Raw genomic sequence first — 23104 nt, 5'->3', positions numbered from 1 at the left:
CTAGTCTGGGCGCCATGACGACTTCCGCTCCTCCTGCCGATCGACGTGTGCCAGAGGCGGTGCATCGACGCCGCTGGGCGATCCTCGGCGCGCTGATGCTCAGCCTGCTGATCGTGGTGCTCGACAACTCCATCCTGAACGTTGCGATCAAGACCATCTCGACCCCGGCGCCCACCGGGCTCGGCGCCACCCAGAGCGAGCTGGAGTGGGCCATCAACGCCTACACGCTCGTCTTCGCCGGACTTCTCTTCACCGCGGGCCTGCTCGGCGACCGGCTCGGCCGCAAGAAGGTGCTGCTCGCCGGTCTCGCCGTCTTCGGCATCGGGTCTGCGTTGGCCGCGGAGTCCGGCTCGCCGGTCCAGCTCATCGTGTTCCGCGCGCTGATGGGCCTCGGCGCCGCCTTCGTGATGCCCGCGACGCTCGCCGTCCTGATGAACGTCTTCGAGCGCGACGAGCAGCCCAAGGCCATCGGCATCTGGGCCGGCGGCGTCGGCCTCGCCATCGCGATCGGCCCGATCACCGGCGGCGTCCTGCTCGACCACTTCTGGTGGGGCTCGGTCTTCCTCATCAACGTGCCGATCGTGCTGCTCGCGCTTGTCCTGATGTTCTGGCTGGTCCCGGACTCGCGTGACCCGAACCCCGGCCGCGTCGACGCGATCGGGGTCGTCCTGTCGGTCATCGGGCTCGTCCTGCTCGTCTACGGCATCATCAAGGGCGGCCAGCTCGCCGACTTCACCGATGCGACGGTCCTCGTGACCATCGCGGCCGGACTCGTCGTCCTCGCCGGCTTCGTCGTGTACGAGAAGCGCAGCGACCACCCGTCCATCGACGTCACGTACTTCAAGAACAAGGTCTTCTCCGCGGCGATCGCCGCCATCGCGCTCGTCTTCTTCGCGCTGATGGGTGTGACCTTCTTCTCCGTCTTCTACACGCAGAGCGTGCGAGGCTACTCGCCGCTGCAGACCGGCCTGTTGATGCTGCCGCTCGCCGCGGCCCAGATCATCTTCGCGCCGCGCGCCCGGCTGGTCGTCGACCGCTTCGGCAACCGGGCCACGTGTACGGCGGGGCTGCTGATCATCGCCGCGATGCTCGCCGCGTTCGCCGTCCTCGAGACGGACACACCGATCTGGCTCCTCGAGGTCATCTTCTTCCTCATGGGCACCGGTATGGCACACATCATGACCCCGACCAGTGTCGTGATAATGCAAGCCCTGCCGCGCGAGAAGGCGGGCTCCGCCTCCGCGCTCAGCAACACCTTCCGCCAGGTCGGCGGCGCCCTCGGCATCGCCGTCCTCGGCTCCGTCCTCTCCACGGCCTACCGCACCGGCATCGAGGACAAGCTCGGTGTCGTCCCGGTCGGCCTGCGCCACACCGCGGGCGAGTCCATCGAAGCCACCCTCGGCGTCGCCGCCAAGCTCGGCCCCCGGGGCAAGGCCCTCGTCGCCCCCGCCAACGACGCCTTCCTGCATGCCATGCACGTGACCGCCCTGTGCGGCGCGGGTGTCGCGATCGTCGGCGCGGTCATCGTGGCCGTGTTCCTGCCGGGCCGGACCCCGGAAGTCCAGAAGGGCGAGGAGGAAACCGAGTTGGTGCCGGCCGGGGAGCACTGACCGGCCGTACGGGACCGCGGGCACCTGGCACCGGGTGCCCGCGGGCGCCGCACCTGGGGAGAATGAACGCCGGTCAAGGGAAAAGGAGTTCGATGTGAGCCTCGCGCACAGCCGAGCCGGGCATGAGGGGCCCGCCAGGGGGCGCCCCCGCAGCGAGGCCGTGGAGCGCTCGATCATCGAGGGCGTCATGAAGCTCCTGGAGGACGGTGTACCGCTCGGGGACCTGTCCATCGAGCGCATCGCCCGCACCGCGGGTGTCGGCAAGGCGACCATCTACCGTCGCTGGAGCGGCAAGGAGGAGCTCTTCGTCGACGTGCTGCGCGCCGCCGAGCCCGAGGACCCCGAACTCCCCGGCACCTCGATGCGCGACGACCTCATCGTCCTGTTGGAGTCGCTGCGCCAACGCGGCCTGATCAACCGCTCGTCGGCGATGCTGCACAACGTGTACGCCCAGATGAAGAGCAGCCCCAGACTCTGGAACGCGTACCACGCGACCGTCGTCGACCCGCGGCGCAGACTGGGGTACGAAGTCCTGCGCCGCGGACAGCGAAACGGCGAACTCCGTGAGGACGTCGACGTCGAACTGGTCAACGACATCTTCGTCGGCCCCATGCTCGTCCGTGCCGTCCTGCGCCCGGAGAGCGAACTTCCCGAAGGCCTCTCGGAGCAGATCGTCGACACACTGCTGGAGGGACTGCGGCCGGCCAAGCCGTAGTCCCCCTGGTCCTGTTGGTCCTGTCTGTTCCTGACGGTTCGTTTCGCCGGCTTCTGACGGGGCGAATGTGCGCGTTTCGTCACAGAGGGCGCGCTCCATGCCCGTATTCGGAACTCCGAACACGAAGTTGTACGTCCCCTTGCCCGTACGGCCGTCACCGGACGGCGAGAACGACACCGATCATCCCCTAGGGTCGTAGCCGAGGGGCAGACGGTGCGCACGGCAGGTTGTGAGGCGACGGTATGGCGCAGGCGTATATGACGGAGACGGGCAGCGGCGGCCGGGAGCCGGACCGCAGAGGGTCCCGGCTTCGGCGCCTGCTCGACGGCTGGCGCGGTGACCGCGGTATCTGGCGTCGCGGTCTGATCCTCGCCGCGCTCGCGGTGATCCTCGCTCTGGTGATGCTGCTGCACGCGCAGATCCCGAACGCCATCGGCAACCTCGGCAGCCTCACGGAGACGTTCCTGCCCTGGCTGGGCCTGTTCGTCCCGATCCTGCTGATCCTCGCCTTCGTACGGAAGTCGGCCAGCGCCCTGATCGCGGTGCTGCTGCCCGCGATCGTCTGGCTGAACCTCTTCGGCGGGCTGCTCACCGACAAGACCGGCAGCGGCGGCGACCTCACCGTCGCCACGCACAATGTCAACGCCGAGAACCCGGACCCGTCGGGCACCGCCCGCGACGTGGCCGCGTCCGGCGCCGATGTGCTGGCCCTGGAGGAGCTGACGGCCTCGGCGGTCCCGGTGTACGAGAAGGCGCTCGCGTCGACGTACAAGTACCACTCGGTGCAGGGCACCGTCGGACTGTGGAGTAAGTACCCGCTGACCGGCGCCCGGCCCGTGGACATCAAACTGGGCTGGACGCGCGCGATGCGGGCAACGGTGACGACGCCGGCCGGGCAGGTCGCCATCTACGTCGCTCACCTGCCCTCGGTCCGCGTGAAGCTGGAGGCCGGGTTCACCGCCCGGCAGCGCGACAAGAGCGCCGACGCGCTGGGCGAGGCGATCGCCGATGAGCCGTTGAAGAAGGTCGTCCTGCTCGGTGACCTCAACGGCACGATGAACGACCGCGCGCTGAACGCCGTCACCGCGCAGATGCGCTCCACACAGGGCGCGGCGGGCAGCGGGTTCGGGTTCAGCTGGCCGGCGTCGTTCCCGATGGCCCGGATCGACCAGATCATGGTCAAGGGCATCGAGCCGGAGACCTCGTGGACCCTGCCCGAGACCGGCAGCGATCACCTTCCGATTGCCGCCCGCGTCAAGGTGGGCGCAACCGCGTCTTAACCTCCTGGAATACTGGGCCCGAGGGAGTTTGTTTCCCAGCTAAACTTATAGCTGAACCCACAGCTTGACCCCCCGCGTCCCGTGCACATCGGTGTGCACGGGCGCGCCCATGCGCGCGTACGTCGTCCCTGTGCCTGCGTACGCCCGTGGAAACCGCTCGTCCCCGCCCCGCCGCACGTTCTCCGCTCCTCTGAAAGGCCCCTCATGCCCCTGGCCCTGCTCGCCCTCGCCGTGGGCGCCTTCGGCATCGGCACCACCGAGTTCGTGATGATGGGCCTGCTGCCCGACGTCGCGGACGACCTGCACATATCCATCCCCGCCGCGGGCCACCTGGTCTCGGCCTACGCCCTGGGTGTCGTGATCGGCGCCCCGCTGCTCGCGGCCGCCACCGCCCGCATGTCGCGCCGCAAGGTCCTGATCGCCCTGATGGGCCTCTTCGTGGCGGGCAACGCGCTCTCCGCCTTCGCCCCCGACTACCGCTGGCTGCTGGCAGCCCGCTTCCTCAGCGGGCTGCCGCACGGCGCGTTCTTCGGCGTCGGCGCCGTCGTCGCCACGAACCTGGTCGCCCCCGAGCGCAAGGCGCGCTCCGTCTCGCTGATGTTCCTCGGGCTGACGGTGGCGAACGTCGCCGGTGTGCCGGTGGCGACGCTCATGGGCCAGCACCTGGGCTGGCGTGCCACGTTCCTGGGCGTGAGCGCGATCGGTGTCGCCGCCATCGCCTCGCTCGCGCTCCTGATCCCGCGTGATCACGGGCATGCCCCCACCGGGGGTCTGCGCGGCGAACTGGCCGCGCTGCGCTCCCTCCCGGTCTGGCTGGCCCTGGGTACGACGGTGGCGGGCTTCGGGGCGCTCTTCTCCGCGTACAGCTACATCACGCCGATGCTCATGGAGTCGGCCGGGTACGCCGACGGCAGCGTGACCTTGCTGCTGGCCCTCTTCGGCGTCGGTGCGACCGCGGGCAACCTGGTGGGCGGTCGCCTCGCGGACCACTCCCTGCGCGGCACCCTCTTCGGTGGCCTGGTGTCCCTCGTCGCGGTCCTCGCGCTCTTCCCGGTCCTCATGACCACGCAGTGGAGCGCGGCCGTCGCGGTCACCCTTCTCGGCGTGGCCGCCTTCATCACCGGCTCGCCGCTCCAGCTGATGGTCATGGAGAAGGCCTCCGCCGCACCGTCCCTCGCGTCCTCCGCCAACCAGGCGGCGTTCAACCTCGCGAACGCCGGTGGTGCGTGGATCGGGGGGCTCGCTCTGGCCGCGGGCTTCGGAGCGACGTCTCCGGCGGTCGCGGGGGCGGCCCTCGCGGTGCTCGGCCTTGCCGTGGCCGGCGCCGCCTACGCGGTCGACCGACGTCGGGCCGGCGTGGTCGCGGGAGCCTCCGCGGGGAGCTCGGGGCGGCTTGTCGCGGCGCATGTTCCGCCGCGTGCGGAGCGCGTCGATCACTGATGCGCCGGGCCGCGCCCCTGGAGGGGCGCGGGGAACGGCGCGACAAGCCCCCACCGTCCCGAGGTCAAAAGACGACCGAGGGGGGTCTGGGGGGCGCAGCCCCCAGGTACGGGAATGGGTAGGGGCGGCGGGGGCGAATACCCCCCCCGCGGTTACCCCTGACCCCGTCGCGCTACCCCGGACGGCCGGGCCCACTCCTCCGGTCGATACCCGGTGGGGGTAAGGTGCCCGCATGGTGACGAGAAGCCGAGCGCGCGAGGTGTTGCTCTTCGCCGCGCTGCTTCTCGGGATCGTGACGATGCACACGCTGGGGCATCCGTCAGGGCACGGCTCGGACCGGAGCTCCGGGTACTCGTCGTATCCCTCGGACGAGGGCTCCGGGGGCCACGGGCACTCCTCGTCCGCCATGTCGCACCCCCTGTCCTCCCCGCCGGGCCATGCGCAGGAGCACGCGACGGGCGCGTCGGTGACCGCCGACATGCCCCCCATGAACGGCATGGACCCCCTGTCCGTCTGCCTCGCCGTACTCGGCGGCGCCACCCTCCTCCTGCTGCTCGCGGCGGCGCTGGGCACCCCGTGGGCGAGCGGCGCCACGCAGCCCGCACGCGCAGGACTGCTGCGTGCCCTGTGGCCCCAACCGCCCCCGCAAAGAACCCTTCTCTCCCGTCTGTCGGTGCTGCGCGTTTAGGCCGGTGCACCGGCTGCTTCGGGCTGCCCGTTCGGAGGTGGGAACCTCCGGGCGTCGAGCGGTGTACCAGAAGCAGCGGACGCGCCCATCCGCACGCACATCACCACGACGAGGTGTTACTCAGTCATGCGCACCACCACACCCATGCGCACACACACGCGCCGCGCCATCCTCGGCGCTGCGGTCGCCGTCGCCGGGACGGGGATTCTGTCCGCCTGCTCCAGCGCCGGTCACACGGGTCACGGCGGAAGCGGATCCACCGGCGGTCCGAAGGGGTACGTCGACCCGGCGGGCCGCGAAGTCGCCGTCGCCGAGAAGAAGCGGGGCTCGGGCCCCGTCCGCAAGGTGCGGCTCACCGCCGCCGAGGCCGCCCTCGACCTGGGCGGTCGTACGGTCAAGTCCTGGGCGTACGGCGGCGACCTGCCCGGCGAGGCGGTCCGCGTCACCGCCGGGGACACCCTCGCCCTCACGCTCGCCAACCATCTCCCGGAGGCCACGTCCCTGCACTGGCACGGGATCGCCCTGCGCAACGACATGGACGGCGTACCCGACCTCACCCAGCGGGCCGTCCAGCCGGGCGCCGACTTCACCTACCGGTTCACGGTGCCGCACCCGGGCACGTACTGGTTCCATCCGCACTCCGGACCCCAGCAGGACCGCGGTCTGTACGCCCCGCTGATAGTGGAGGACCCCAAGGAGCCCCTGTCGTACGACAAGGAGTGGGTGGTCGTCCTCGACGACTGGGTCGACGGGGTGGACGGTTCCACCCCGGACGCCGTGCTCAAGCAGTTGAGCGGCGGCATGGGCATGGACATGGGTGAAGACGGGGGCATGGATCACTCCGGGCACGACATGTCCACCATGTCCATGCGAGGTCAGGAATCGTCCTCGCCCGGTCCCTCCCGTCTGCTCATGGGTTCCGAGAGCCGGCTGCTGGGCGGCGACGCCGGTGATGTCGCGTATCCGTACTACCTGGTCAACGGGCGTACGGCGAAGGCGCCTTCGGTCTTCCGGGCGCGCCCCGGGGACCGCGTCCGGATCCGGATCATCAACGCGGGCGGCGACACCGCCTTCCGCGTGGCCCTCGGCGGGCACGAGATGACGGTGACGCACACGGACGGCTTCCCGGTGCGGCCCGCAAGGACGGACGCGCTGCTGCTCGGCATGGGCGAGCGGTACGACGTCCTCGTCACCGTCAAGGACGGCGTCTTCCCGCTGACCGCGCTGGCCGAGGGCAAGAAGGCGTCGGCGCAGGCGCTGCTGCGGACGGGCGGAGGCGCGGCGCCCGCCGGGTCCGTGCGGCCGAAGGAACTCGACGGGCGGCTGCTGACGGCGGACAGGCTGCGGGCCGAAGCGTCCGTCGCGCTGGCCGAGAAGGAGCCGGACCGCACGGTGAAGCTGCAGCTCACGGGCGGGATGGAGAAGTACGACTGGGCCTTCGACAAGAAGCCCTACCGTGCAGGGGCGGATCAGCGGCATCCCGTCCGGGCCGGGGAGCGGGTGCGGCTCGTGTTCTCCAACTCCACGAGCATGTGGCACCCCGTCCATCTGCACGGGCACACCTTCGGCCTGGCCGATGTGGTGGGCGGCCCGCGCAAGGACACCGCGATCGTGCTGCCGAACGGGACGCTGACGGTGGACTTCGACGCCGACAATCCGGGCCTGTGGATGGTCCACTGCCACAACGTCTACCACTCGGAGGCGGGGATGATGACCGTGCTCGGTTACCGGAGCTGAGGCGCCGGATCCGGGCCGCCGGGCCCTGAGGGCGGGGCGTTTCCACGCCGGTCTCCGCGTGGGGCGCCCCACACCCCATTGTGTCGCTCTGACGATTACACTGGGCCCGTGCCTCAACTACGCCTCGCCCTGAATCAGATCGACTCGACCGTCGGCGATCTCGCCGGCAACGCCGAGGCGATCCTCCGTTGGACCCGGCACTCCGCCGAGCAGGGAGCGCATCTGGTGGCGTTCCCCGAGATGGTGCTGACCGGGTATCCCGTGGAGGACCTCGCCCTGCGGCCGTCCTTCGTCGAGGCCTCCCGTGCGGCGCTGCGCTCGGTGGCCACCCGGCTCGCCGACGAGGGCTTCGGGGAGCTGCCGGTGATCGTCGGCTACCTCGACCGTTCCGAGACCGCGCAGCCGAAGTACGGGCAGCCGGCCGGCGCCCCGCAGAACGCCGCCGCGGTGCTGTACGGAGGCCGGGTGGCGCTGACCTTCGCCAAGCACCACCTCCCCAACTACGGCGTGTTCGACGAGTTCCGGTACTTCGTGCCCGGCGACACCATGCCGGTCGTGCGGGTGCACGGGGTCGATGTCGCCCTCGCCATCTGCGAGGACCTCTGGCAGGACGGCGGGCGTGTGCCGGCCGCCCGTTCCGCCGGGGCCGGGCTGCTGCTGTCCATCAACGCCTCGCCGTACGAGCGCGACAAGGACGACACCCGCCTCGAACTGGTCCGCAAGCGGGCCCAGGAGGCCGGGTGCACCACCGCCTATCTCGCGATGATCGGCGGGCAGGACGAGCTGGTCTTCGACGGGGACTCGATCGTCGTCGACCGGGACGGTGAAGTCGTCGCGAGGGCGCCGCAGTTCGCCGAGGGATGCGTCGTACTGGACCTGGATCTGCCAGCTGCCGCCGCCTCACCGGTGGAGGGTGTGGTGGACGACGGGCTGCGGATCGAGCGGCTCGTGCTCTCCGAGGAACCCCTGCCCGCGTACGAGGCGGAGCTCGCCGGGGGGTACGCGGAGCGGCTGGACGCCGACGAGGAGGTCTACTCGGCGCTGGTGGTCGGGCTGCGGGCCTACGCGGCCAAGAACGGGTTCCGGTCGGTGCTGATCGGGCTGTCGGGCGGTATCGACTCGGCGTTGGTGGCCGCCCTCGCGTGTGACGCGCTGGGCGCGCAGAACGTGTACGGCGTTTCGATGCCGTCGAAGTACTCGTCCGACCACTCCAAGGGCGACGCGGCGGAGCTCGCGCGGCGGACGGGGCTGAACTTCCGGACCGTGCCGATCGAGCCGATGTTCGACGCGTATATGTCGTCGCTGGGGCTGACGGGGCTGGCCGAGGAGAACCTTCAGTCCCGGCTGCGGGGCACGACGCTGATGGCCATCTCCAACCAGGAGGGGCACATCGTGCTGGCGCCCGGCAACAAGTCGGAGCTGGCCGTGGGGTATTCGACGCTGTACGGCGACTCGGTGGGGGCGTACGGGCCCATCAAGGACGTGTACAAGACGTCGATCTTCCGGCTGGCGGAGTGGCGGAACCGGGCGGCGGTGGAGCGGGGGCAGACGCCGCCGATTCCGGAGAACTCGATCGTCAAGCCGCCGAGTGCGGAGTTGCGGCCCGATCAGGTCGACACGGACTCCCTCCCGGACTACCCCGTCCTGGACGCGATCCTCGAACGGTACGTCGACCGTGACGAGGGCGCGGACTCCATCGTCGCTGCCGGCTTCGAGCGGGAGCTCGTCGTGAAGACGCTTCGTATGGTCGACACGGCGGAGTACAAGCGGCGGCAGTACCCGCCGGGTACCAAGATCTCCGCGAAGGGCTTCGGCAAGGACCGACGCCTCCCCATCACCAACCGCTGGCGCGAACACGCGTAACGGGTTTTCGCCCCCGCGGTCCCTGCCCATTCCCGTCCCCTGGGGGCGGCACCCCCAGACCCCCGCCAAAAGATCGCGCAGTTCCCCGCGCCCCTTGTCAGGGGCGCGGGGAACTGCGCGAACGGGGTTCTGGGGCGGAGCCCCGGGTACGGGACGGGCAGGGGCGGAGGGGGCGAAAAACGTACGCCCGCCCCCCGATCAGCGAGGGGCGGGCGCAACGCGTCGTGATGCGTCGTCAGTGGCGACGGTAGGAGTCGACGTAGCCCGGGGCGGGGGAACCCACACCGGTGACGTCGTCGTAGCCCTTCACGGCCTGCAGGGAACTGTCCTTGCCGAGGCTGCGGACGGAGGTGATGACACCGTCAGCCGCGTCGTAGCCGTTCGCGAAGTCGACACGCGCCACGGCGAGCCCGGACTTCGTGGGGTTGTCCGTGACGTCGTGGTACGCCTTCGAGCCGTACTTGGCGTAGATGGCGGGGTTGGCGAAGCCGATCGCCTTGCCGCCGCGCGCCTCCTGGGCGAGAGCCTGCACGGCCGCGATCACCGGCGCGGCGAGCGAGGTGCCGCCGATCCGGTACTCGCTGTACTGCTCCGTCCCGTTCGGGAAGGTCTGCGTCTGGCCGACCTTGAAACCGGTGTTCGGGTCGGCGATCGCGGAGATGTCCGGGACGACGCGGTTGCCGGCGGCGTTGTTGGCCGTCGCGAGCGCGTTCGGGACGACGCCCTTCTGGTAGTAGGGCTCGGCGACCGTCTTGCTGGTGCCGCCGCCCGCACCCGAGGTGAACGCGCCGGGGAAGTTCGTCCAGCTCTTGCCGTCGTCGGACAGCACAGCCTTCTCGGTGCCCCAGCCGGTCTCGAACAGGTACTTGTCGCCCTTGCCGACCGCCAGCGACGTACCGCCGACCGCCGTCACCCACGCCGAGTTGGCCGGGGTGTCGACCTGCTTCGTGCCGGTGTTGGCGACCTCGTCGCCGTTGTCGCCGGAGGAGAAGTAGAAGCCGATGCCCTCGACCGCGCCGAACTGGAAGACCTGGTCGTAGGCGGCCGCGAGGTCCGGCGTCTGGTTGGCCTCGATGTCGCCCCACGAGTTGGAGACGATGTCGGCCAGGTGCCCGTCGACGATCTTGTTCAGCGAGTCGAGCAGATCGTCGTCGTAGCAGGAGGCGGCACCCACGTACGTGATGCTCGCGCCCGGCGCGACCGCGTGCACGGCCTCGACGTCGAGGGTCTCCTCGCCGTACCAGCCGGCCGCTCCGCACTCCTTGGTCTTCGTGTAATTCTTCGGAAGCACCTGGCGCAGCTGGCCGCTGGTGTACGCGGCGTCACCGTGCTTGCCCGAGTACGTCTGCGCGTCGAAGGCGATGGTCGGAGAGGCGTACGCGTCGGTGATGGCGACGCGCACGTTCTTGCCGGTGCGCGTGCCCGCGCCGTACGCGGCGCGCAGCTGCTTGCCCGTGTAGCCCTTGACCGCGTACGGGATCTTCGAGCCGTAGGCGTCCGGCAGGGTGCTCGCGATGTGCGAGCCGTAGTACGAGGAGAACGGCCCGGAGTTCTTGAACACCGCGTCCGGAGGCGGCAGCTGGTCGCTGTGCGTCGCCTTGTGCGGGGCGTTGTCCAGGCCGGTGACGGTCAGGACGGCGCCGTTCAGGGCGGCCGGCGCGGAGGCCGTCCTCGACGGCGCCCGGTAGGTCTTGTTGCCCTTGGCGTAGTTGTGCAGCTGGGTGCCGAACGCCTTCTCGGCGGCGGCGACATCACCGGTCACGGAGATGTAGTGCTGCGTGGTGCCGGTGACCTTCAGGCCGGCCGACTTCAGCCACGAGGTCACCGCGGCGACCTGGGCCTTCGTGGCGCCGAAACGCGCTTGCGTCTTCTTGGCGCTCAAATACTTGCCGTACGACGCCGAGTTCGGGTCGGACACGGCCTTGGCGTACGCCGCCAGACCGGAGGCGTCCCGGCCGGCGAAGTAGACCCGGGCGGAGACCTGGGAGTTGTCGGACGTGGCGCCCTTGTCGGCCTTGGCCGTGGCCCACGCGGGCTTGGTGCCCGTAAGGGTGTCCCGGCTCGGGCCGTCCGCGGCGTGGGCCGCGGGTATGCCGAGCGCCAGCGCGCCGGCGAGCAGCGGCAGTGTCGCTGCCATGCTCACCCCGGCGCGCGTTTTGGCGCGGTTGGATCTCATAGAACCCCCTGCGATGCGGTTCGTCGCATGTAGTGGCTGGTCGGCGATCCGCGTAGACCCCCGCGCCCTACCAGGGCACAGGGAATGGATCACAGATGGGGGCCACTCTTTCGATGAACCGTTCATGCCAGGGGAATGAAAAGGCCAAGGAAACCCCAAGTGGCAGTGATTGGGGTGCATTTGGGTCGGTATGGAGAGGGGGTACTGCCCGATCGAGGGTTTTCCCTTTTTCTTCTGTCAAGGGGTTCCCCTTTTCCGTAAACACATCGCGTCGTCCGGCAGCGCATGACGCGTCCGCAAGCGCGACGCGTTGTCTGTAAGCGCCTCGCGGCTCCACGGCGTTAAGGGGGTGTGAAGCAGTTGGAGTTCGAGGAGTTCTACCGGTGCGGCCGGGACGTCTGCCTGCGCGCGGTCCTCGCCGCGGTGGGCGACCGGCAGCTGGCCGAGGACCTCGTCGCCGAGGCGTTCGCCCGGGCCTGGGCCGCCTGGCCACGGGTGCGGCGGCATCCCGCCCCGCGCGCCTGGATCGTACGGACGGCGCTCAACACCCGGATCTCGTGGTGGCGGCGGCGTCGGTACGAGGTCGCGCTCGGCGACGGTCAGGACGCCGAGGCCGCGCAGCCCGGCGGATCGGGGCTCGACCCCGCGCTGCTGACCGTGCTGCGCCAACTGCCCCTGCGGCAGCGGGAGGTGATCGCCCTGCGGGTCTTCCTCGACCTCGACACCGCGACCACGGCGAAGACGCTCGGGATCGCCCCGGGAACCGTCACCGCCCATCTGTCGCGGGCCGTCGGGACGCTGCGCGGCCACCTTGTCACCCTCAACACCCCGGAGGCGGGATCGTGAACACCATCGATGACGACAGGGACGTACTGAACGCGCTGAGGAGCTCGCTCGACGACGTCACCCTGCCCGTGCCCCTCGAGCGGATCGTGGCGGAGGGCCGCGCGGTCCGGCGGCGGCGCAGGCGTGTGGCCGTGGCGGCCGTGGGCGTGGCGGCGGCCGCGGGACTCGCACTCGGCGTGCCGGGTTACGGCCACCCGTCGACGGCGCCGCCGTCCGGGGGCGCCGAGTCCGTCGCGTTCACCGTCGCCAAGCGGACGGACGGCACGGTCGCGGTGACCTGGACGAAGGAGCAGTACTTCAAGAACCCGGCGGGGCTGCAGAAGGCGCTGCGCGACGCGGGGTTCCCCGTCCTGGTGAAGACCGGGGTGTTCTGCAAGGGGCCGGACGACCACACGCAGGTGGACGAACACGGCTCGGGGGTGGGGGTCGAGGACGTCGTGAAGCGGGAACGGCGGGACGACGACACCGTCGTCTTCATCTACGACCCCGCGGCCATGCCCGCCCACACCCAGCTCTTCATCGGATACCTGGACCAGGCCCAGCTCGCCGTCACCGACGGCCGCCCGGGTTCGGTGGAACGCCTGGTGCCGACCGGCGTCCCTCTGAAGTGCGGTACGGACTGGCGCAGTTGACCATCAGGCGGCGGAAGGGCAGTTGACCACCAGGCGGAGGGGGGCGGACGGGTCCGGGGCGCTGCCCCGGACCCGTCCCATGCCCTGGTGCCGCGTCAGCCAGGGTTTGCCCGTCAAGGAGCGGCGTCCGGTGCGTGCTCTGGGGGTCCCCCCCGGCCGAAGGCTGGGGGAGTGCCGGCCGGAAGTCCTCGTACTGGACGTACTTGGGCTTTCGGCCGGTGCGGCGAGAGGGGGCACCTCCCACGCCCTTGAGGCAGTGGGGGAGCGTGCCGGGCGTCGCGACGGGGCGAACCTCGGCTGACGCGGCACTAGCCGCGAGCCTTCGCGCCCCGTTCCTTCAGCATGTCCGCCATCAGCTTGATCTCCGACTGCTGCGCGTCGACCATGCCCTGCGCGAGCTTCTTCTCCACGCCGACCTCGCACTTGGCGACGCAGCCCTCGGCCATGTGGATGCCGCCCTTGTGATGGTCGGTCATCAACTGCAGATAGAAGATCTCGGCCTGCTTGCCGCTCAGCGTGTTCAGCTTCTTCATCTCGGTGTTGGTGGCCATGCCCGGCATCAGCGCACCGTCCTTGCCGGAGGCCATGTCGCCCATGCCCATCCAGGTCATCGGCGCGTCCGAGGACACCTTGGGCAGCTCCCACAGGTCGAGCCAGCCGAGCAGCATGCCGCGCTGGTTGGCCTGGGTCTGCGCGATGTCGTACGCGAGACGCCGTACCTCGACGTCCTTGGTGCGGTCGCGCACGATGTACGACATCTCGACGGCCTGCTGGTGGTGGACCGCCATGTCCCGAGCGAAACCCGCGTCCGCGGAGCCGGCGGTGGGCGCCTTCATCCCGGAGCCGTCACCGTCGGCGACCGCGTAGGTGATCGCCCCGGCCGCGACGAGCGCGGCCGCCGCGGCCCCCGCGACCCACCCGACGTGCCTCACTGGGACAGACCGTTGGTGCAGGCGGCGCCCGGCTCGGGCGTCTGTTTGCCCTGCACGAACTCCGCGAAGAACTTGTCGACGTTCGGGTCGCTCGCGGCCGTCACCGTGCGCTGCTTGCCCCAGGCGCTGAGCATGATCGGGTCCTTCTGGTCCTCGACCGGGCTCATCAGGGTGTAGGGAGTCTTCTTGACCTTCGCCGCGAGCGCCTTCACGTCGGCGTCGGAGGCCTTGCTGTTGTACGTCACCCAGACCGCGCCGTGCTCCAGGGAGTGCACGGCGTTCATGTTGTTGATCGCCTTGGTGTAGATGTCGCCGTTGCAGTTCATCCACACCTGGTTGTGGTCACCGCCGACCGGGGGCTCCATCGGGTACTTCACGGTCTTGGTGACGTGGTTGCGCGACAGCGTGCCCTTCCAGGTCTTCACACCGTCCGCGCCCGTGACGAAGTGCCCCGACGACGCCTTGGAGTCGCTCGCCGTGTCGCTCTTGTCGGACTGCGACTTGACGAGGACGACGCCGCCGACGACGAGACCGGCGACCACGACCACGCTTGCGGCGATCGTGAGGATCCGGTTGCGACGCTCGCGGGACTGCTCGGTGCGGCGCATCTCATCTATGCGCACCTTGCGCGAGGTGCTGCTGCTGTTCTTGGCGGAACCCATGGCGAGTCCTTTGTGGGGAATGGGACGGTCGGGTCCGCTGATCGTAGTGGGGGAGGAGGGGACGCACGCACGAAGCCCTACAGGAATGACCGAAGAGGTGGCTTTCGTGCGGGCGGAAAGATCGCCTTCGTCCAGATAATTTGAATCGTGGATGCGCATTATTTACGCTCGCGGTATGCGGCTGTTGCGATCCACCGACCTGGCCCTGCGCGTCCTCATGCGGCTCGCCGTCGCAGGCGAGTCCACCCCCACGACCCGCGAGGTCGCGGCGGATATGGATGTGCCATACACGCATGCCGCGAAGGTCGTCGCCGAGCTCCAGCACCTCGGGCTGCTGGCGGCCCGCCGGGGCCGGGGTGGCGGCCTCGCGCTCACCGGCGAGGGGCGTACGGCATCGGTCGGCGCCGTCGTCCGAACCTTCGAGGGGGACGGGGACGTCGTCGAGTGCGAGGGCGCCACGCCCTGCCCGCTGCACTCCGCGTGCCGTCTGCGGGGTGCACTGAAGCGGGCCCAGGAGGCGTTCTTCGCCTCATTGGACCCGCTGACCGTCGCGGACATGGTCGCCGCGCCGACCGGACCGGTGCTGCTCGGGATCTCCAGGAGGCACTAGCTCTCCAGCTCGTCGCGGCTCTCCGGCTCTGCGGCCGCTCTTGCAGCAGCTTTGCGGCTTTGTGGCTTGCGGCAGCTCTGTGACTCTCCAGCTCTGTGACTCTCCAGCGCTGCGGTTGTCCAGCGCTGCGGCCATCCAGCGCTGCGGCTGTCTAGCGCTGCGCGAGCCAGAGGTCCGGCCCGAACGCCTCGTAGTGGATGTCGGCGGCCGCCACGCCCTTCCCGATGAGCTGCTCGCGTACCGCCCGCATGAACGGCAGCGGACCGCACAGGTACGCGCGCGTGCCTGACGGAATCGTCACTCCGGTGAGGTCGACCAGGCCCGTGCGGTCGGCCGGGTGCCCCGACTCGGGCTGCTCGTACCAGAAGTGGACGGCCGCGTCCGGCAGTTTGCCCGCGTAGGCCTCGTGGTCGGTGCGCAGGGCGTGCTCGGCAGGGGACCGGTCCGCGTGGACGACGGTGACCGGGGTGCCGTGTCCGGTGGCCGCGAGCTGCTCCAGCATCGCGATCATCGGGGTCACGCCGATCCCGGCGGAGGCGAGCAGGAGCGGCGCGTCGTCGGCGTCCAGGACCAGATCGCCGTACGGGTCGGAGAGCCACAGCCTGCTGCCCTCGCGCACGCGCGCGTGGAGGTGGTTCGACACCTCGCCGTCGGGCGTGGCGCCGCCGTGCACGCGCTTGACGCCGATCTGGCGCACGGGCGAGCCCGGAGCGCTGGAGAGGCTGTACTGGCGTATCTGACGGGCCCCGTCGGGAAGCTCGACCTGCACCGAGACGTACTGTCCCGCCCGGAAGTCCGGTACCGGGCCGTCGTCGGCCGGGCGCAGCCGGAAGGTCGCGACGTCCGCGGTCTCCTCGACGCGTTCGAGGACCTCCCACTCCCGCCACCCGCCGCCGCCCCGCTCCTCGGCCAGCCGCCGTTCGATGGCGATGAGGGCGTTGGCCATCAGCCAGTAGACCTCGTCCCAGGCGGCCGCGACCCCGGACGTGACCGCGTCGCCGAGCACCCCGGCGATGGCCGCGAAGAGGTGTTGGTGGACGACCTTGTACTGCTCGGGCTCGATGCCCAGGGAGGCGTGCTTGTGGGCGATGCGCTGAAGCATCGCGTCGGGGCGCTCGTCCGGGTGCTCCACGAGATACGTGGCGAAGGCGGCGATCGAACCCGCCAGGGCCTGGCGCTGGGTGCCGGCGGCTTGGTTGCCGCGGTTGAAGAGATCGCGCAGCAGCTCGGGGTGCGCGGCGAACAGTCCGTCGTAGAAGCGCTCGGTGATCTCTCCGATGGCGGCGCCGACGACGGGGAGGGTGGCGCGCACAGTGGCGGCGGACTGCTCGGACAGCATCAGGACTCCTCAGGGGCCGAGGCGGGAAGGGGCGGTTGCGGCCCCTTGTCTGCACGGCACGCTAGTAAAACTTGCATCTGAGATGCAAATTAAACCGCCTGGGTGTGAGGAAGGCCGCGGTCCGCCATTTCAGAGACGCGGCCGAGCAGGCAAGATGGGCGTCAGAGCAGGACACCTGCCGTACGCGAGGCGTTCAGGCCGTGGTCGCCCAGGCGATCAAGGTCCGCAACGCGCACGAAATGGTGTTGTGGTGGGATGCTCAGGTGCCCCGATCGTCTACGAGGCGTGGGAGCAGGCGGCCTGACCAGCAAGGATGGGTGGAAGCGGAAGATGGACAAGCAGCAGGAGTTCGTGCTCCGGACACTGGAGGAGCGGGACATCCGGTTCGTACGCCTGTGGTTCACGGACGTACTCGGCTTCCTCAAGTCGGTGGCCGTGGCCCCGGCGGAGCTTGAACAGGCCTTCGACGAGGGCATCGGCTTCGACGGCTCGGCCATCGAGGGCTTCGCCCGGGTGTACGAGTCCGACATGATCGCCAAGCCGGACCCGTCGACCTTCCAGGTACTGCCCTGGCGCGCCGAGGCTCCCGGCACGGCCCGCATGTTCTGCGACATTCTGATGCCGGACGGCTCCCCGTCCTTCGCGGACCCGCGCTACGTCCTCAAGCGCGCCCTGGCGAAGACCTCCGACCTGGGCTTCACCTTCTACACGCACCCGGAGATCGAGTTCTTCCTGCTCAAGGACCGTCCGCTGGACGGTTCGCGGCCCACCCCCGCCGACAACTCCGGTTACTTCGACCACACACCGCAGAACGTGGGCATGGACTTCCGCCGCCAGGCGATCACCATGCTGGAGTCGATGGGCATCTCGGTCGAGTTCTCCCACCACGAGGGCGCCCCCGGCCAGCAGGAGATCGACCTCCGCTACGCCGACGCGCTCTCCACGGCGGACAACATCATGACGTTCCGCCTGGTCATGAAGCAGGTGGCGCTGGAGCAGGGCGTCCAGGCGACGTTCATGCCCAAGCCCTTCTCCGAGCACCCGGGCAGCGGCATGCACACGCACCTCTCCCTTTTCGAGGGTGACCGCAACGCCTTCTACGAGTCCGGCTCGGAGTACCAGCTCTCCAAGGTCGGCCGCTCCTTCATCGCGGGCCTGCTGAAGCACGCGGCGGAGATCTCCGCCGTCACCAACCAGTGGGTCAACTCCTACAAGCGCATCTGGGGCGGCTCCGAGCGCACGGCCGGCGCCGGCGGCGAGGCCCCCTCGTACATCTGCTGGGGCCACAACAACCGCTCCGCCCTCGTCCGCGTCCCGATGTACAAGCCCGGCAAGACCGGCTCCGCACGCGTCGAGGTCCGCTCCATCGACTCGGGCGCGAACCCGTACCTGGCGTACGCGCTGCTGCTGGCCGCGGGCCTCAAGGGCATCGAGGAGGGCTACGAGCTCCCGCCGGGCGCCGACGACGACGTCTGGGCCCTCTCCGACGCCGAGCGCCGCGCCATGGGCATCGAGCCCCTCCCGCAGAACCTCGGCGAGGCCCTGGACCTGATGCAGCGCAGCGAACTGGTCGCCGAGACCCTCGGCGAGCACGTCTTCGACTTCTTCCTGCGCAACAAGAAGCAGGAGTGGGAGGAGTACCGCTCCGAGGTGACGGCGTTCGAGCTGCGCAAGAACCTGCCGGTGCTGTAGGCGCAGGTCAGAGCCACTTTCTCCCTGATCGACAAGCGGGGCCTGCGGTCGACGACCGCAGGCCCCGCGACTGTCCGCGCAGCCGCGCGTCGTCGGTCACGCGCACCGCCTCACCTTCGACGACCAGGTCGTAGCCCTCGGCCCAGGTGTTGGTCCCCGTGGTCAGCACGATATGCGGATTCCCGGCGAGATTGAGCGCCTTGCGCTCCCGCGCGCCGGTCGTGAAGTGCAGCGCCCCGTCCTGCCGGACGCCGAGCAGCGGCGTCACGTGCGGTCGTCCGTCCGGCCGCACCGTCGACAGCCAGTACAGCTCGGCCGCGGCCAGCCGGGCCAGGGCCTTCGGCCAGGGGGTCGCGGTCGCCCCGGGGCTGCCGTAGCGCGGGTCGAGATCCGTCTGCGGTGGGGTGCCGGACATGGTTCTCCTCCTCGATCGACATGGTCCCGCCGTAGGGGAGACCGCGCACACCGGCGGAAGTCATCGCTCCCGGGTACGGCCGCCCGCCCCGGCGCTTCTCTCAGGGACTGCGGTTACGCTCAAGTTCGTACGACCTTGATCCGACAGGAGGCCGAGGATGACGGCGCCGGGGCGCAGAAGCAGTACCTTTTCGCGGCTGCTGCGGCACGGTTTCACCGATCCCTCGGCCGCAGAGCGTCTCCTGGAGAGCGCCGAGCTGGAGCCCGTACGGTCCGATCCGGTGCTCCTGGAAGCGCTGGGCGCGACCGCCGATCCCGATCTGGCGCTGCACGGTCTCGTCCGGCTCGTCGAGGCGCAGGACGGGCACACGGCCCAGCGGGAACTGCTCGACACACTGATCGCGGCGAAGCCGCTGCGGGACCGGCTGCTGGGCGTTCTCGGGGCCTCCGCCGCGCTCGCCGACCATCTCGCCCGGCATCCGCGCGACTGGCACGCGCTCGTGACGTACGAGCCGCAGGACCTGCACCCCGGGCTGGCCGAGTTCGAGCGGGGGCTTGCCGAGGCGACCGATCCGGTCTCGCTGCGTGTCGCCTACCGGCGCTGCCTGTTGTCCATCGCCGCGCGCGACGTGTGCGGCACCACCGATCTCGCCCAGACCGCCGCCGAGCTCGCCGACCTCGCCACCGCGACCCTGCGCGCCGCACTCGCGATCGCCCGGACCGCCGGGCCCGACGACGCCGCGCTGTGCCGGCTCGCGGTCATCGCGATGGGCAAGTGCGGGGGCCACGAGCTCAATTACGTCTCCGACGTCGATGTGATCTTCGTGGGCGAGGCCGTCGACGGGGCCGATGAGCGCAAGGCCCTTCAGGCCGCGACCCGGCTGGCCTCTCACATGATGCGGATCTGCTCCGAGACGACCGTCGAGGGCAGCATCTGGCCGGTGGATGCCAACCTGCGCCCCGAGGGGCGCAATGGGCCACTGGTACGGACCCTCAGCAGTCATCTCGCCTACTACCAGCGGTGGGCCAAGACCTGGGAGTTCCAGGCGCTGCTCAAGGCCCGGCCCGTGGCCGGTGACATCGAGCTCGGCGAGGAGTATGTGGCCACGCTGGCGCCGCTGGTGTGGCATGCCGCCGAGCGCGACAACTTCGTCGCCGATGTACAGAAGATGCGCCGGCGCGTTGTCGAGAACATCCCCGCCACCCAGATCGAGCGTGAGCTGAAGCTCGGGCCGGGCGGGCTGAGAGATGTCGAATTCGCTCTGCAACTGCTCCAGTTGGTGCACGGACGGGCCGATACGTCGCTGCGGAGCGGAACCACGCTGGACGCGCTGAAGGCGCTGGCCGCGGGGGGTTATGTGGGGCGCGCCGATGCCGTCCAGCTCGATGACGCGTATCGGTTCCTGCGGTCCATGGAGCACCGGATCCAGCTGTACCGGTTGAGGCGTACGCATCTTGTGCCGGAGGGCGAAGCCGATCTGCGGCGTATTGGCCGGTCGCTGGGACTGCGGTCCGATCCTGTCGTCGAGCTGAACCGTGAGTGGAAGCGGCATGCGGCCGTGGTGCGGCGGCTGCACGAGAAGCTGTTCTACCGGCCGCTGCTTGATGCCGTGGCCCAACTCGCTCCCGGCGAGGCCCGGTTGAGTCCCGATGCGGCGCGGGAACGGCTCGTCGCGCTCGGGTACGCCGATCCGGCCGCCGCGCTGCGGCATCTGGAGGCCCTGGCGTCCGGTGTCACACGTAAGGCGGCGATTCAACGGACCTTGCTGCCCGTGTTGTTGGGGTGGTTCGCGGATTCCGCTGATCCCGATGCCGGGTTGCTGAATTTCCGGAAGGTGTCGGATGCACTGGGCAAGACCCCTTGGTATCTACGGCTGTTGAGGGATGAGGGCGCCGCGGCCGAGAACCTCGCGCGGGTGCTGTCGGCCGGGCGGCTCGCTCCTGACCTGCTGATGCGTGCGCCGGAAGCGGTGGCGCTGCTCGGGGACGGTGACGGGGCCGGGCTCGAACCGAGGTCCGGTGCCCATCTTGAGCAGGAGATCCTCGCGGCTGTGGGACGCGCGGCCGGGGGTGAGCAGGCGGTCACCGCGGCGCGTGGGGTGCGGCGGCGGGAGCTGTTCCGTACGGCCGCGGCGGACATTGTCGCCTCTTACGGCACCGAGGAGACGCCCGCTGTCGCCGACCAGGGCGCGTTGGTGGACCGGGTGGGGGGTGCCGTCTCCGATCTGACGGCGGCGACACTCGCGGGGACGCTGCGGGCTGTGGTGCGGGACGGGTGGGGGGAGACGCTGCCCACCCGGTTCGCCATCATCGGGATGGGGCGGTTCGGCGGGCACGAGCTCGGTTACGGGTCCGACGCGGATGTGCTGTTCGTGCATGAGCCCCGGGACGGGGTGGACGAGCAGGAGGCTTCACGGGCCGCGAACGCCGTGGTGTCCGAGATGCGGCGGCTGCTGCAGGTTCCCAGCGCGGATCCGCCGCTGCTGATGGACGCGGATCTGCGGCCCGAGGGGAAGTCCGGCCCGCTCGTGCGGACGCTGAAGTCCTATGAGGCGTACTACCGGCGTTGGTCGTTGGTGTGGGAGTCGCAGGCTCTGCTGCGGGCCGAAGTCGTGGCGGGGGACGCCGATCTGGGCCGCCGGTTCATCGAGTTGGTCGATCCGTTGCGGTATCCGTCGGAGGGGCTCGGCGATGAGGCCGTCCGGGAGATTCGGCGGCTGAAGGCGCGGATGGAGTCCGAGCGGTTGCCGCGGGGGGCCGATCCCACGCTGCACGCCAAGCTCGGGCGCGGCGGGCTGTCCGACGTGGAGTGGACCGTGCAGTTGCTGCAGCTGCGGCACGGGTGGGTGGAGCCGGGTCTGCGGACCACTCGGACGCGGGCCGCGCTTGCCGCCGCCTGTGCTGCGGAGCTCCTGTCCGGAGAGGACGCGGCGATACTGGACGAGGCGTGGGTGCTGGCCACGCGGGTGCGGAACGCGGTGATGCTGGTGCGGGGGCGTGCGGGGGACACCTTCCCGTCGGGCGGGCGTGAACTCGCCGCGGTGGGACGGTACTTGGGGTATGGGCCGGGGCATGTCGGGGACATGCTCGATGACTACCGGCGTACGACGCGGCGGGCTCGGGCCCTTGTCGAGGAACTGTTCTACGGGGCGTGAGCCCTCCTTCCGGGCCGCGGTTCGCCTGGGGGTCGGTGGGAGCACGGCCCCGACCGTGGGTGCGCGGGTGCGGGTGCTCGGGGGCCGCTGCCTCCAGCGCCTGGAGCACCGTGAGCCCGCCGCGCGCGGAGGCGACGCCCAACGGTCGACCGGCCGATCGCCCACTACGACGTGCGCGGTGTGCCGGCGACGGTACGGGAGCCGGCGAGGCCGATCGGACGGGGCGTGTCGCACCCGGGTAGTGGGCGGACCTCACGGCCTTCGGCCTGGATCCGGTGGAGGCGCCGGCGGACGGATTCCCGCCGCGGCGCCGCTCAGCCGCCACGGCGGTGTCCGGCCGTCTCCGGCAGTGTCTGGCGGTCTCTGGCGGTGTCCGGCGATGCGAACGGGCCGAAGCCCCCTGCTCAGGCTTTCACCGGCAGCAGTGGCGCCCCCCCGCGTCCCCGGCACCAGGCGCGGCAGCGCGTACGGCAGGGAGCCGTACCAGAGCCGCGCCACCAGGAAGCCGAAGGTCAGGCACAGCATGCCGCCCACCGCGTCGAGCCAGAAGTGGTTGGCGGTGGCGACGATCACGATCAGGGTGGTCGTCGGGTAGAGGATGCCCAGAATCCGGGCCCACGGTGCCGACGCCAGCGCGAAGATCGTCAGGCCGCACCACAGGGACCAGCCGATGTGCATCGAGGGCATCGCGGCGTACTGGTTCGACATGTGCTTCAGGTCGCCGGAGGCCATGGAGCCCCAGGTCTGGTGGACGAGGACCGTGTCGACGAAGTGGCCGCCGTTCATCAGGCGGGGCGGTGCCAGGGGAAAGAAGTAGTAGCCGACCAGGGCGACCGCCGTGGTGGCGAACAGGGCGAGCCGCGTGGCCGCGTAACGGCCGGGGTGGCTTCGGTACAGCCACACCAGGACGGCCAGCGTCACCACGAAGTGCAGCGTCGCGTAGTAGTAGTTCATCCCGATGATCAGCCATGTCAACGAATCGACGGCGTGGTTGACCGACTGCTCGACGGCGATCCCGAGATGGTGCTCCGTCTGCCAGATCCAGTCCGCGTTGCGCAGCGCCTCGTGCTTCTGCTCCGGCACGGCGTTGCGAATCAGCGAATACGTCCAATAACTCACCGCGATGAGCAGGATCTCGAACCAGAAGCGGGGGCGACGCGGGGCCCGCAAGCGACGCAGGTAGTCCTTCCCCGCCTTCTCCTCCGCGACGGGCTGTGGAGCGGCCTGCTCCTGGCCTTCCAGTGTCGTCACGGTCGTCTCACCCATAGGCACAGAGTCTGCCAGAAAAGCGTTCCCCGACAGATCATCCCTTG

At 70.1% G+C, this 23104-nt stretch carries 17 protein-coding genes and 1 pseudogene; 12 read left to right on the top strand and 6 right to left on the bottom strand.

The genetic code is table 11. The features are described 5' to 3' along the window. The first annotated feature begins 14 nt into the window (after positions 1 to 14). The 7 genes from OG390_RS14600 (at position 15) to OG390_RS14570 (ending at position 9333) form a co-directional block, all read left to right on the top strand. Entirely contained in the window at positions 15 to 1610 is a 1596-nt protein-coding gene (locus OG390_RS14600; protein WP_406168090.1) for an MFS transporter, read from the top strand. Between the two features lie 94 nt (positions 1611 to 1704). After that, positions 1705 to 2325, top strand: coding sequence for a TetR/AcrR family transcriptional regulator (locus OG390_RS14595; protein ID WP_406168089.1), 621 nt, complete (start codon positions 1705 to 1707; stop codon positions 2323 to 2325). Positions 2326 to 2567: 242 nt separating this feature from the next. Beyond that, complete coding sequence (locus OG390_RS14590; RefSeq protein ID WP_406168087.1) at positions 2568 to 3605, top strand: endonuclease/exonuclease/phosphatase family protein; 1038 nt, start codon at positions 2568 to 2570, stop codon at positions 3603 to 3605. 204 nt (positions 3606 to 3809) lie between these two features. Further along, on the top strand, positions 3810 to 5045 hold the full coding sequence (locus OG390_RS14585; protein WP_406168086.1) for an MFS transporter: 1236 nt from the start codon (positions 3810 to 3812) through the stop codon (positions 5043 to 5045). 232 nt (positions 5046 to 5277) lie between these two features. Then, entirely contained in the window at positions 5278 to 5733 is a 456-nt protein-coding gene (locus OG390_RS14580; protein WP_406168084.1) for a hypothetical protein, read from the top strand. A 144-nt stretch (positions 5734 to 5877) separates the two neighbouring features. Further along, positions 5878 to 7470, top strand: coding sequence for a multicopper oxidase family protein (locus OG390_RS14575; RefSeq protein WP_406177663.1), 1593 nt, complete (start codon positions 5878 to 5880; stop codon positions 7468 to 7470). 108 nt (positions 7471 to 7578) lie between these two features. After that, complete coding sequence (locus tag OG390_RS14570; RefSeq protein ID WP_406168082.1) at positions 7579 to 9333, top strand: NAD+ synthase; 1755 nt, start codon at positions 7579 to 7581, stop codon at positions 9331 to 9333. A 235-nt stretch (positions 9334 to 9568) separates the two neighbouring features. Here OG390_RS14570 and OG390_RS14565 read toward each other — a convergent pair whose 3' ends face one another. After that, positions 9569 to 11509, bottom strand: coding sequence for a protease pro-enzyme activation domain-containing protein (locus OG390_RS14565; protein ID WP_406168081.1), 1941 nt, complete (start codon positions 11507 to 11509; stop codon positions 9569 to 9571). A 351-nt stretch (positions 11510 to 11860) separates the two neighbouring features. Here OG390_RS14565 and OG390_RS14560 point away from each other — a divergent pair, with 351 nt between their 5' ends. Together OG390_RS14560 and OG390_RS14555 are read left to right on the top strand one after the other, a co-directional pair. Beyond that, the gene (locus tag OG390_RS14560) at positions 11861 to 12355 is read left to right on the top strand and encodes a sigma-70 family RNA polymerase sigma factor (protein WP_406168079.1); all 495 of its coding nucleotides are present in this window, start codon (positions 11861 to 11863) and stop codon (positions 12353 to 12355) included. Further along, entirely contained in the window at positions 12352 to 12987 is a 636-nt protein-coding gene (locus tag OG390_RS14555; RefSeq protein WP_406168077.1) for a hypothetical protein, read from the top strand. The genes OG390_RS14560 and OG390_RS14555 overlap by 4 nt, the downstream gene beginning before the upstream one ends. 308 nt (positions 12988 to 13295) lie before the next feature. On the opposite strand, the gene OG390_RS14550 is transcribed toward OG390_RS14555, so the two are convergent. Together OG390_RS14550 and OG390_RS14545 are read right to left on the bottom strand one after the other, a co-directional pair. Next, positions 13296 to 13919: a DUF305 domain-containing protein gene (locus OG390_RS14550; protein WP_406168075.1), complete on the bottom strand. Its 624-nt coding sequence runs from the start codon at positions 13917 to 13919 to the stop codon at positions 13296 to 13298. Continuing rightward, positions 13916 to 14581, bottom strand: a complete 666-nt coding sequence (locus OG390_RS14545; protein WP_406168073.1) for a DUF3105 domain-containing protein — start codon at positions 14579 to 14581, stop codon at positions 13916 to 13918. Before OG390_RS14545 ends, OG390_RS14550 begins: the two co-directional genes overlap by 4 nt. Positions 14582 to 14756: 175 nt before the next feature. On the opposite strand from OG390_RS14545, the gene OG390_RS14540 reads away from it, so the two are divergent. Then, a complete protein-coding gene (locus OG390_RS14540) occupies positions 14757 to 15191 on the top strand; it encodes an RrF2 family transcriptional regulator (protein ID WP_406168072.1) in 435 nt (144 codons plus the stop codon). Between the two features lie 151 nt (positions 15192 to 15342). Here OG390_RS14540 and OG390_RS14535 read toward each other — a convergent pair whose 3' ends face one another. Continuing rightward, a complete protein-coding gene (locus OG390_RS14535) occupies positions 15343 to 16530 on the bottom strand; it encodes a globin domain-containing protein (protein WP_406168070.1) in 1188 nt (395 codons plus the stop codon). Between the two features lie 330 nt (positions 16531 to 16860). Between OG390_RS14535 and glnA the strand changes: the two genes are divergently transcribed. Beyond that, positions 16861 to 18222, top strand: coding sequence for a type I glutamate--ammonia ligase (gene glnA, locus OG390_RS14530; protein WP_399078532.1), 1362 nt, complete (start codon positions 16861 to 16863; stop codon positions 18220 to 18222). Positions 18223 to 18298: 76 nt separating this feature from the next. Here the strand turns inward: glnA and OG390_RS14525 are convergent. Continuing rightward, positions 18299 to 18637, bottom strand: a pseudogene (locus tag OG390_RS14525) (pyridoxamine 5'-phosphate oxidase family protein); the annotation flags it as partial. 157 nt (positions 18638 to 18794) lie between these two features. Here OG390_RS14525 and OG390_RS14520 point away from each other — a divergent pair. After that, on the top strand, positions 18795 to 21791 hold the full coding sequence (locus OG390_RS14520; RefSeq protein WP_406168068.1) for a bifunctional [glutamine synthetase] adenylyltransferase/[glutamine synthetase]-adenylyl-L-tyrosine phosphorylase: 2997 nt from the start codon (positions 18795 to 18797) through the stop codon (positions 21789 to 21791). Between the two features lie 252 nt (positions 21792 to 22043). Here OG390_RS14520 and OG390_RS14515 read toward each other — a convergent pair whose 3' ends face one another. Beyond that, positions 22044 to 23057 (bottom strand): phosphatase PAP2 family protein, encoded by a 1014-nt coding sequence (locus tag OG390_RS14515; RefSeq protein WP_406168067.1) that lies wholly within the window; start codon positions 23055 to 23057, stop codon positions 22044 to 22046. Positions 23058 to 23104: the final 47 nt, after the last annotated feature.

The sequence above is a fragment of the Streptomyces sp. NBC_00996 genome, from assembly GCF_045162675.1.
Lineage (GTDB): Bacteria > Actinomycetota > Actinomycetes > Streptomycetales > Streptomycetaceae > Streptomyces.
This window is presented reverse-complemented; position numbering and strand designations above follow the sequence as displayed.

What these genes read in the sequence shown, in the direction of transcription:
- OG390_RS14515 (WP_406168067.1), bottom strand. Translation starts at nt 23,057, where the DNA reads ATGGGTGAGACGACCGTGACGACACTGGAAGGCCAGGAGCAGGCCGCT.
- OG390_RS14540 (WP_406168072.1), top strand. Translation starts at nt 14,757, where the DNA reads ATGCGGCTGTTGCGATCCACCGACCTGGCCCTGCGCGTCCTCATGCGG.
- OG390_RS14580 (WP_406168084.1), top strand. Translation starts at nt 5,278, where the DNA reads ATGGTGACGAGAAGCCGAGCGCGCGAGGTGTTGCTCTTCGCCGCGCTG.
- OG390_RS14565 (WP_406168081.1), bottom strand. Translation starts at nt 11,509, where the DNA reads ATGAGATCCAACCGCGCCAAAACGCGCGCCGGGGTGAGCATGGCAGCG.
- glnA (WP_399078532.1), top strand. Translation starts at nt 16,861, where the DNA reads ATGGACAAGCAGCAGGAGTTCGTGCTCCGGACACTGGAGGAGCGGGAC.
- OG390_RS14585 (WP_406168086.1), top strand. Translation starts at nt 3,810, where the DNA reads ATGCCCCTGGCCCTGCTCGCCCTCGCCGTGGGCGCCTTCGGCATCGGC.
- OG390_RS14600 (WP_406168090.1), top strand. Translation starts at nt 15, where the DNA reads ATGACGACTTCCGCTCCTCCTGCCGATCGACGTGTGCCAGAGGCGGTG.
- OG390_RS14520 (WP_406168068.1), top strand. Translation starts at nt 18,795, where the DNA reads ATGACGGCGCCGGGGCGCAGAAGCAGTACCTTTTCGCGGCTGCTGCGG.
- OG390_RS14535 (WP_406168070.1), bottom strand. Translation starts at nt 16,530, where the DNA reads ATGCTGTCCGAGCAGTCCGCCGCCACTGTGCGCGCCACCCTCCCCGTC.
- OG390_RS14575 (WP_406177663.1), top strand. Translation starts at nt 5,878, where the DNA reads ATGCGCACACACACGCGCCGCGCCATCCTCGGCGCTGCGGTCGCCGTC.
- OG390_RS14545 (WP_406168073.1), bottom strand. Translation starts at nt 14,581, where the DNA reads ATGGGTTCCGCCAAGAACAGCAGCAGCACCTCGCGCAAGGTGCGCATA.
- OG390_RS14590 (WP_406168087.1), top strand. Translation starts at nt 2,568, where the DNA reads ATGGCGCAGGCGTATATGACGGAGACGGGCAGCGGCGGCCGGGAGCCG.